Raw genomic sequence first — 9,046 nt, 5'->3', positions numbered from 1 at the left:
CAATCTCGCCAAGCGCATAACGGACGAGACCACACCAACCTGGCGAGGAACCTACTAGGGCATAAGCGGCAATCCGCCTAGATCAAACGCCCTCTCAGAGGTGTTCTGCGGGACCTGACTCCTCCGGAAGGAGTTCCCCGCAGCCGCGGATGCCGGCGTCAGAGCGGCGGGGTCTTTTCATTATCTGAACATTGAAAAGGAGACCAGCCGGCAGGGATATTTTTCAGTCATATTCTCTGCTTTCCGGGCGGGTTTCACACAGGCCGGGCAAAGATATGGGCCCTGCCTGGTCAGGCTGTGCTGCTCACAGCGTCTGCAGCCCTCCGGCTGCATGCCGGGCCATGTTCATCTTCCGAGAGAAAGACCGCAATGCGAGACAGCACCACCACCAGTCTGCCCGGCCCTGCAGTGCACGCACCTTTTCCGGAATGGTCCGACGCTGCCCTGATGGCGCAGGTCAGCAGGAGCAGGGGCGATCACCGTCCTATCACCGTCCTGCTGGCACGTCACCGGCATGCGGTGCGGGCCTACGCAGAGGTCTGCTCGGCATCACAGGCTGCCGCCAGTGCACTTGCAGCGTCAGCAGTCCGGCGAGTGCACGCTGAGCTCCGCAGCTACAGCACGCCTGCCGCCCTGCGCCCCCGCCTGCTGCGCAGCATCCGCGAGACGGCAGGTCAGTGGGTGGCGGAAGGCGGAGCAGCCGGCGCTGTCAAACGCGGTCTGCAGCCCGCACTGGCTGATGCCGTACACGCCGGCACCGCCGCCCCGCGGTCCGACAGGCGCCTGCTCGCCCGGGCGGCCGGAGGTCTTCCGCCCATGATGCAGACCCTGGCCTGGCACGTTGAGGTGGAGGCGGAGGACCCCCAGTCGCTGGCACTGCTGCTGGGAATGCCCCCGCAGACCACCGTCTTCCATGCATCGCACACGCCGGGGCAGCTGCGTGCCAGCCTCCTTGCCCTGCACGGCAGGCTGGCCCCCCGCCCGGAGTGCCGGCACTACACCCGGCTGCTCGAAGTCTCACTGAACCGGCAGGTCAGCGGCGATGTAGCAGAGCACCTGGACCTGTGCCCCTACTGCCGCGAAGCCCGGGCGCAGTTCGCGCAGCCCGGTATGCTGCCGCAGCTGCTCGCCGAAGCTGTGATGGGCTGGGGGGCTGAGGAGTACCTGCGCGCCCGCCGCAGCAGCGCTGCCCGCTGCCCGGCGTACCGGTGAGTGCACCCGGTGCCCCTGCGTGACCCCCCTCGGTGCTTCAGGCGTGTCCCGCCGGACCGGTGCATACCAGTGCGCAGGGCCCCTCGCCCTGTGCCGGGGCGGCCCGTTGTGGCTCTGGTACCGGACGGCCGCACGCCCGGCACGCCAGCTCCGGGGATCTCCTGGCCCCGGGTCTCCTGCCCGGCTGTAAGGCCGGGCCCGGCGGCAGCCGGCGGGCCCGGTGCGCGGGGCGGTGCGAACAAGCGGGCCCGCTGACCGGTGCCGGGACCAGCTGGTCTTCTGGGGCCAGGCGTGGTGCCGGGGCGGGGCCGGCCAAGCGCAGATACTGCGGGTGTGCGGGGGACACCTGCGGGGCGCCTGCAGCCGGGAGGGCTGCCCTTGTCCAGCTGTGCGGCAGGGGCGAGCCACCGCGTGACCGGGGCGCAGGGCCACCCCGAGCCCGGGGCCGGGCCGGGCTCAGAGCAGCCCGGCCAGAGAATAACTCTCCTGGGGGTCCAGCACTCGCCTGCCCGGCGCCCGCATATTTACGTTGCTTGCATGGCACCCGGCATAAGCACGGAAGACGCAGCCCCGCCGTCCGCGTCCGGCGGGAGGCTGCAGCGGTGTTTCGACGCGGTTGTCGGGGTGACTGGCGGCCTGATCGGTTCAGTCCTCGTCGTCGCTCTCATGGCCGGGCTGACCGTGGCGTACACCAGCAGCAAGAACGAAGAGAACATATTCAGGTTCCCCCGCAGCGGAGCACAGCAGGAGCTGAGGGAGCTCAGTACAGCGACAGCTCCTGCGTCCCTGGTACAGGCTGGCCTTCCCCCTTCACGGCCAGAGCGCCTCAGGATCCCTGCCATACGGGTCGACGTCCGGCTGGCCGGGGTCACGGCTGACAAGCAGGGGACCATCGAAGCACCGCCGGTTACTCCCACGCCTGTCGCAGGCTGGTACCAGGACAGCCCCTGCCCCGGAGCCGCAGGCGCATCACTGGTCGTCGGACGTGTGAAAGGCCCCCGGGGGCCTGCGCTCTTCTACATGCTCAGTGCGCTGCAGGCGGGAAACACGATCGAAGTCGAACGGCGGGACGGGGTAGTGGCTGTGTTCTCCGTCTACCGCGTCGAGACACAGAGGAAGGAAACCTCCTTCCGCCCCGGGAGCCCGGCCACCGCCCGGCCCGAACTGCACCTCACTACATACAAGGCCGCATACAACGACGGCGGCGGTACCTATACGGCCACCACGACCGTATACGCCCGTCTCCTTGCCGCCGAGCTGCGGGCCTCCCGCTGAGGGGTGCCCCGCCCCCTCCGGCGGCAGGATGCACAGCTGCCCGCGCCGCGGCGCCTGCCGCGCCGGACATGCGCCCGGGCGTTGGTCCGTCAGCCGCGGATACATGAGCCGGCGTGAGCACGCCGCAAGCGGGCTGCGCCGCAAGGCGGCCTGCCGGCTGCGCGGATACAGCCAGCCCGGCACTTCGCCGCTGTGGCGCCGCGGCGTCACCCCACTCCCGCAAGAACGCCCCAGCGCACTCAACCGGCCCGGAAGTCCCATCACCGTCCACAGCCGCTACGGTGCCCTCGCCGCCCGCTGCTGGGTCCACCTGCACCCGGAACCGGAACGCCGCAGACCGTGAGCGGACGTGGCGATGAACATCCCGTCGCAGAAGGCACGTCGGCCGGACGCCTTCCCTTCCCGCAACCGTGACCCAGACCGATGCGGCTGCGGCACAGCAACCCCGGATCCGGCGCGCACGATGCCGCCCGTCTGCGGCGGATCTTCCTGCGCAGGCCCGGCCGGACACACCTTCCGCTTCCTCAGGCAGACCCCCGGCCCGGCCGCCCGCCGGGCCGCCCACCAGCGGCCCCGCACCACGCCACCCCTCGGCAAGGACGCCGGAAAGGACGGCCCCTCGGCCCTGCAGCCAGGGGGCAGCCCGGAAACTCAAAGCCGAGGCGGCGGGACGCAGCCGCCGCTCTGCTTGCTAAGGCAGGCGTATGAACGCGGCGACAGCAGCATCTCCCCTTACACAGGCTGCCTGCTTGTCACGTTCGGGCAGTGACTGGCATGTCCAGTCCGACAGGCTGACCCGCCTGTCACCGCCGATGCCCTGGACCACCTCGTCCGCGAGCACCCTGTAATAGCGCGTGAAGATGTCCAGGAGCTGGGTGCAGTCAGCCGAGCCGGTCTCTATCCTGATCTCTGCCGGGAACCCGGCAGAGGTGGTCACGGTGCCGCACGCCCCACCGGGGCCGGCCGCAGCCCCCTGCGCTGCCGGAGACGGCGCCGCTCCCGTCCCTGCAGCAGCCGGGCCGGCAATTCCGCTGAGAGCCAGAGCAACCAGGCCCGCACCGGCAGCCGTTGCGCAGATGACGGGCTTTGAAAGACGTACCAAGGCCGACTCCGTAGGTCCACTGAGCGCTCTACCTGAACAGACCTGCTCAATTCTCCGGACTCCCCTCACCCCGCGCTTCAGGCGATCAGCCCGACTGCTGGCGGCTGTGAGGACCCGCCGATCGGATACCGCGCATGGCCGCCCTGAGGGATCCCGCGCGGATGCTGCGCCAGTCCGCGTCCCGCTTCGCCGGTTCCTGCGGTGAAGCGCCGCCGGCCGTGACCCGCCAGCTCCTACGGCGCACAGCCAGCCCTGCCAGCGGTTCACACCAGCGTAGGGGAGGCCAGGGCTGCTGGGGGGACGCGGCGCGCTGCTGACTGCTGCCCCGGCGCCGGCGGCTGCACCGGGCCGCGCCAGCCGGTACCCGGCCGGAGCGGGCGGCGGCCCCTGGCCGCGGCAGCCAGGGGCTTTGCGGACTTGAGACTCTGCTGCTCAGTTGCGCAGAGCCGTGCCGCAGCCGGCTCGCTTTCGCTGAACTGGGCAACTGCGGACAAGCGGGCAGCGGTGCGGCGGGCTTCTGCCCGCTGCGCCAGGTGTGCCGCGAACGGAGCAGTCAGAATTCTGAGCCCGGCTGATGACAGCCCGCAGGACGGGGATGCTTCCGCTGCGGACCTGCGCATGGCGCCCCGCTGCCTCCGCCAGATACACCGCCGGCCCTGCCGCCCGCAGGGGCACACCCTCCCTGTCACATCAGCCTTTGCACGGTGCGTATTCCGGCCGGCCCGGACCCTGCGTCTGGCACACCCCTGTAAATTTCTTGCCTTCCGTTAGGGACAGCAAGAGGCCGCTCTAGGCCGGCGCTGTGCAAATCTTCTGCTTGCGGACAGCTCCTCCCGCACCACCAGACGCCTGCGCGTACCGCCCCACCCTGCGGTGTGCCGCAGGCCCAGCTCCCTCCCCGCCGCAACCAAGGCGCGGGAGGGAGCGCCCAGTTGAAAGGCACAGGGGACAGACAGCCCGCCCCGCCCCGGCAGGACAGAGCGCGGCCGGCGCCCCGGCCCTCACAGCGGCGGCCCCAAGCGCACCGCATCCCGCCCCTATGCATTCCTCCCCGGCCAGGGCTCCCGGCCCCGGCATACCCCGATCCCTGCCGTCCGGGCAGCTCCTGCCCGTACGCAGCACCGCCTCCGTACGGGCCGGCCCCGGCCCGGCAGGACCCTCCCGCGCGCAGCCGGCGCACTGCCTGCCACCGCCGGGCCGGGCAGCAGAACCCGCCGCCGGGCGGCTGCCCATGCGCGGCACACAGGCGCCGCACGCCCCGCTCCGCATGCCCCCTGCCGACAGCACACCGAGGCCGCCAGGACAACGCAGCACCACCGCCGGCGGGCCGGTCCCTGCGCACGCCGGCCCGTCCACACCAGCGGCACGGTGTCTGGGTGCGGCCCGCCCGGCGCACCCGCCGGCCCGGGCCCCAACGGCACGGCCGCCGCTCCCGCACCGTGCCAGCCGCACCGGAGAGGCGCAGTTAACGTCCGGCTGTTCCTGCGCACAGAAAAGCAGCAAGGACAGTACGCCTGCATTTAATACTGCGATGTGCCTGCTGAGATCCACCCCGGGTACGTTCTCGCCTCGTGCAGATCACAGAAGGTTCACCCGTGAAGAAGAAGACGGCCCTGCGGCTCGCCGCCGGTGTCATGGCTGCGGCCGGGCTTGCTGTCTCGCTGGCCCCGGCAGCAGCAGCCGCGCAGCAGGAGGAGCCGCGGCGTGCCGCGCCCACGGCTCTCGTGCTGACGGTTCAAAACGGCACGGACGCCGGAGCCCCCGCTGACCGAGGCGTGACTCTCTCGTGTTACCCCACCGGGGCGGCCGGGGACCATCCGCTCGCCGCCCAGGCCTGTTCCGACCTCGCCAGGGCCAGGGGAGACATCGCGTCCCTCGACCTCAGCCCCCTCCTGATGTGCAACACCCGCTACGCACCCGTCACCGTCACTGCCAGCGGACTCTGGCGGGGAAAGCACATCCATTACGCAGAGACGTTCTCCAACAGCTGCCACCTGAAGAGCAAGGGCTCTCTCTTCCAGTTCGGTATCGCCGGCAACGCATAGCGTGCGGCGGCGGAACCGGACCATCCCCGCCCGCCGGCGCATGAGCGCAGCACAAGCAAGAGCACCCCGCCCCTGACACACACCCACGCTCCCGCCAGGGCTTCGCCGCAACGGCCCGCCCTGGCGAAGAGACCGCTCCGCCGCCCGGTCAGGCTGGTACCGCCCCCGGCCAGCGCCCCGCCAGCAGCAGGCCTGCCGCTCCCTGCGGGCGGCGGCTTCCGGCTGCTGAGCGGGTGATGACTGCAGTGGCGGAGCAGCGGGTGAGGCCCCTGGACGGCTGAGCGAGATACCTGAAGTCTCAACCGGCCTCCGGGGGCCTCCCTGATTCTCCTGCAGAGCCCGCGAAGGAACCCGCCGCAGCCTTCACGGTCCCGTCCGCCCGTTTCAGCACGGAAGACCGTCTTCACATCGCCTTGACCTGCGCCCGGTCTCCCGGCGTCGTCCGGCCCCAGGCCATCCGTGCATGCCCGCAGTGTGCCCGTTGCCAGTGTGCAGAGTTGTGTGTTGCGGAGGTGACGCGGGGACGCACGGTGGAATACAGCACCGGCGCAGCATGCCGCCTGCTGCCGGTATGTCCCTTAGCAGAGGCGGACGTGATGACACGACCGGCACGGCCTCTTCCTGCGCCGGGCATGTGCATGCGCCGTTGTGCAGGTGCTGCCGAGCTGGTGCTGGTCAGCGGACTGGTCACGCCAGCAGCAGGGGCTCAGGGAGCGCGCGGCGGCAGCCAGCCGCTGCAGCGACTGGCCGCACTGGTGACCGGACCGCAAGCGCCGCCGGGAGCGATTGTGGTCCTGAACACCGGAGGAAAAGTCCGCTGACGGACGACAACGCGGCCGGCATCCCGCCGGAAGCCGCACTGCCCCCCGGGACACGCCGGACCAGGAGCGGGCGGCGGCCCGGCCTCTCCTGCCGGTGCCGGCCCGGCCGGAGGGCCGCGGCCAGCGGCCGGGGGCTCCTGCCACCGCCCTGGACATCCGCTGCCGGCACCGCCGGCCGTCCGCCGCTTGCTTCCGGCATCCCGGCCAGCGCAGAGCGGCCGGGAACCGGACCCCGGCGGCTCGGTGCCGGGGCGGGGCAAGCCCAGGAGGGCAGGAGGCGAGGTGGGCGGTGGCAACAGAAGCCGGTGCCGCCCACCCAGGAAGAGTTCCACTGTGCCTGCGGCCACCAGGCGCACGCCGACACAGTGGGAGCACTGAAACGTACTACGGGCCGGGCTGGCCCGCGCGGCGCCAACCAGGCAAAGCGAGAGGCCCTCTCCGTCAGGAAGCCGTCAGGAAGGGGAGGAGTCACCACAGGCACCGGCATGCCAGCCGAGCCTGACGGCTCACTGAATTCTCCGCTGCGGGAAGGCGGCAGGCCAGGCCGCCGCTGGCTGCGGCGGCCTGGTCCCCTTCGCTTCACCCCCCGCCTGCACAGACACCACCTCAGCTGACTTTGCGCCCTGGCGCAGAATGATCCGGACGGCTCAGATACACCCTGCCGCCCCGGCATTAACGGCGAACCTGGCGCGGGATGCGCACACGCCGGCTGCGCCGTCTTTTCCGGTAGCTCTCAGCTGTCATGGTAAACGGAGACCAGGAACGCAGAGGTCCCAGAAAAATAGCCCACAGAAGACCCATCCCGGCTCCGAGTAAAATCATCCCCAAAACAAGCTGCACAGCCCAGAGTGTACTCCCGGGCCATCCCATTACGGCCCTCCGGGAAGGGCGCCGCCGGAGCCGTCAGGGCGGAAAGCCGGAGCCCGCGGCGGACTGCCTTGCGGCCTCGCTAATCCAGGTAGGATCGTATGGAATTCTGGCGGGGTGCGCGGAAGAAGCGCCGGCCCGGGGCAGACGTCAGCTGCCGGGGGCTGTGCCGAGGCCGCACGGGACGCAGGGCCGCGCCGCTCCAGCTGCCCGGTGATGAGCCGGCTGGCCGGCGGCCCAGCCGGATTCCAGCCGCGCGATGCAGCCTGGTCTAGGGCCGGCCGGCGGGGACCCTGTCCCTCTTTAACCGGGTATGAACGGACGGCCGGGAGACCGCAGCCCTGCTTTTGGTGTGCGTGTTTTCCGGTGTACCAGAGTCCGGCCGTCAATGGGCATCAGATCATCAGAGGCGGGAAAGCATGCGAATCTTCCGTGCTGCTGCGGCGCTGGCGGCTGCAGCTTTCCTGGCAGCCACATGAGCAGCACCCGCTGCTCTGGCCGACGCAGCTGCTCTCCGGTACTGCACCGGCGCCGGCGGGACCTGCCGGGTCTGCGGCACCGGCTTTTTCCACCGCGTTCCGTATAGTGAACAACTCCAGTTACGGCTTGCAGCTGGCCAGTATGCGCACCGAAAATAACCTGAATAATCATCACGCTTACCAGGACGGTATTCCCGCCGGACCCGGGCACCATTAAGGCGCATACCGCCGGGAGTGCTGACCTGTGGCTGATGGCGGGCTGGAATAAATTCACTGTGAAATATCGTGTGCTGGGCATGCCCGGCCCTGGCAGGATGGCCGACTGAAATCTCGTGATTCTGGGCCAGGGCCCCGACTTCCAGCAGAACGCAAGCGGACCGGCAGCCTCTGGCTTCGATTCCTCTGTTCCCGGAACAGTTGTGAACCTGGACGCCTGGCCCTGCCCGGCCCCCGCCGCTACGCCCAGCGGCCGGGCGCCTGGGTATGCGCGGCTCATATTCATGGATTGTCAGGCCCCCGCTCCCGAGGTGCTCATCAGCCGGCCGGCAGGCCGTGCGCCTGAGCGGAGCGCCCACCCGCCGTACACCTCCCGTCCGGTACATGCCCCCGCCCCGCGTTTCCCAGGCCGGCCGCACGCAGTGAACCTCTTCATGCTGAAACAGCCGCAGGTCAGCAGCGTGAGAACGGGGCGGACGACCGTACCGATGCGGCTTGGCGGAACATCTGGCTCTGCGGAGGATGCGCCCGGACTCCAGCGTGCGGCAGCCCGCTCGCCCCGGCCCGGAGCCGGGGGCGGCCGCGGTTGCACTGCTGGTGGCGGGCTGGTTCTCACGCGGGCAGCAGGGGGTGCGGACGGCTGAGCCGCCGCCCTGGCAGGCGCGGCGGCCAGGGCGGAACCTGCCGGGTGAAGCAGGCCTGGAGGATGCCGCAGGCGCGGACCGCGGTCAGAATCGTGCGCGCATCCGGGCAGGGCTCCATCCGGCGAGTGTGCCCTCCGGGCAGGCCTGCCACAGGGCGCGGGGGAGGTGCGGGCGGTGCTCTCGCCGGCTTACACCCCCATTTCCGTCCCCCGGCCAGTAGCCAGCCCGGCGAAGCTCAGTGACGTGCAGGGTCATCCGGTGTGCCGGCCGGCTGGGGGATGCCGGAGGGGGCGCGGGCGGGGGAGAGTGGAGGGCAGGTGCTGCCGCCCCTGGCAGCAGGACCCCTGAAGGGGGCGATCGGTTTCGACTGCGGAGATGTGCTTCA

Annotated in this window: 4 protein-coding genes; 3 read left to right on the top strand and 1 reads right to left on the bottom strand. The window is 70.6% G+C overall.

The annotated features are described in order from the left end of the window. Nucleotides 1–816: 816 nt before the first annotated feature. Both ACFZBD_RS34825 and ACFZBD_RS34820 read left to right on the top strand, forming a co-directional pair. Nucleotides 817–1,212 carry a hypothetical protein gene (locus ACFZBD_RS34825; RefSeq protein WP_391147690.1) on the top strand — a complete coding sequence of 132 codons (396 nt, stop codon included), beginning with the start codon at nt 817–819 and terminating at the stop codon, nt 1,210–1,212. A gap of 537 nt (nt 1,213–1,749) precedes the next feature. Beyond that, nucleotides 1,750–2,487: a sortase domain-bontaining protein gene (locus ACFZBD_RS34820; protein ID WP_391147687.1), complete on the top strand. Its 738-nt coding sequence runs from the start codon at nt 1,750–1,752 to the stop codon at nt 2,485–2,487. Between the two features lie 691 nt (nt 2,488–3,178). On the opposite strand, the gene ACFZBD_RS34815 is transcribed toward ACFZBD_RS34820, so the two are convergent. Beyond that, the gene (locus tag ACFZBD_RS34815; RefSeq protein WP_391147685.1) at nt 3,179–3,424 is read right to left on the bottom strand and encodes a hypothetical protein; all 246 of its coding nucleotides are present in this window, start codon (nt 3,422–3,424) and stop codon (nt 3,179–3,181) included. A gap of 1,760 nt (nt 3,425–5,184) precedes the next feature. Here ACFZBD_RS34815 and ACFZBD_RS34810 point away from each other — a divergent pair. Then, on the top strand, nt 5,185–5,634 hold the full coding sequence (locus tag ACFZBD_RS34810; RefSeq protein ID WP_391147684.1) for an SSI family serine proteinase inhibitor: 450 nt from the start codon (nt 5,185–5,187) through the stop codon (nt 5,632–5,634). Nucleotides 5,635–9,046 lie beyond the last annotated feature (3,412 nt).

It is taken from the genome of Streptomyces sp. NPDC008121 (genome assembly GCF_042957155.1).
Taxonomy (GTDB): Bacteria; Actinomycetota; Actinomycetes; order Streptomycetales; family Streptomycetaceae; genus Streptomyces.
This window is presented reverse-complemented; position numbering and strand designations above follow the sequence as displayed.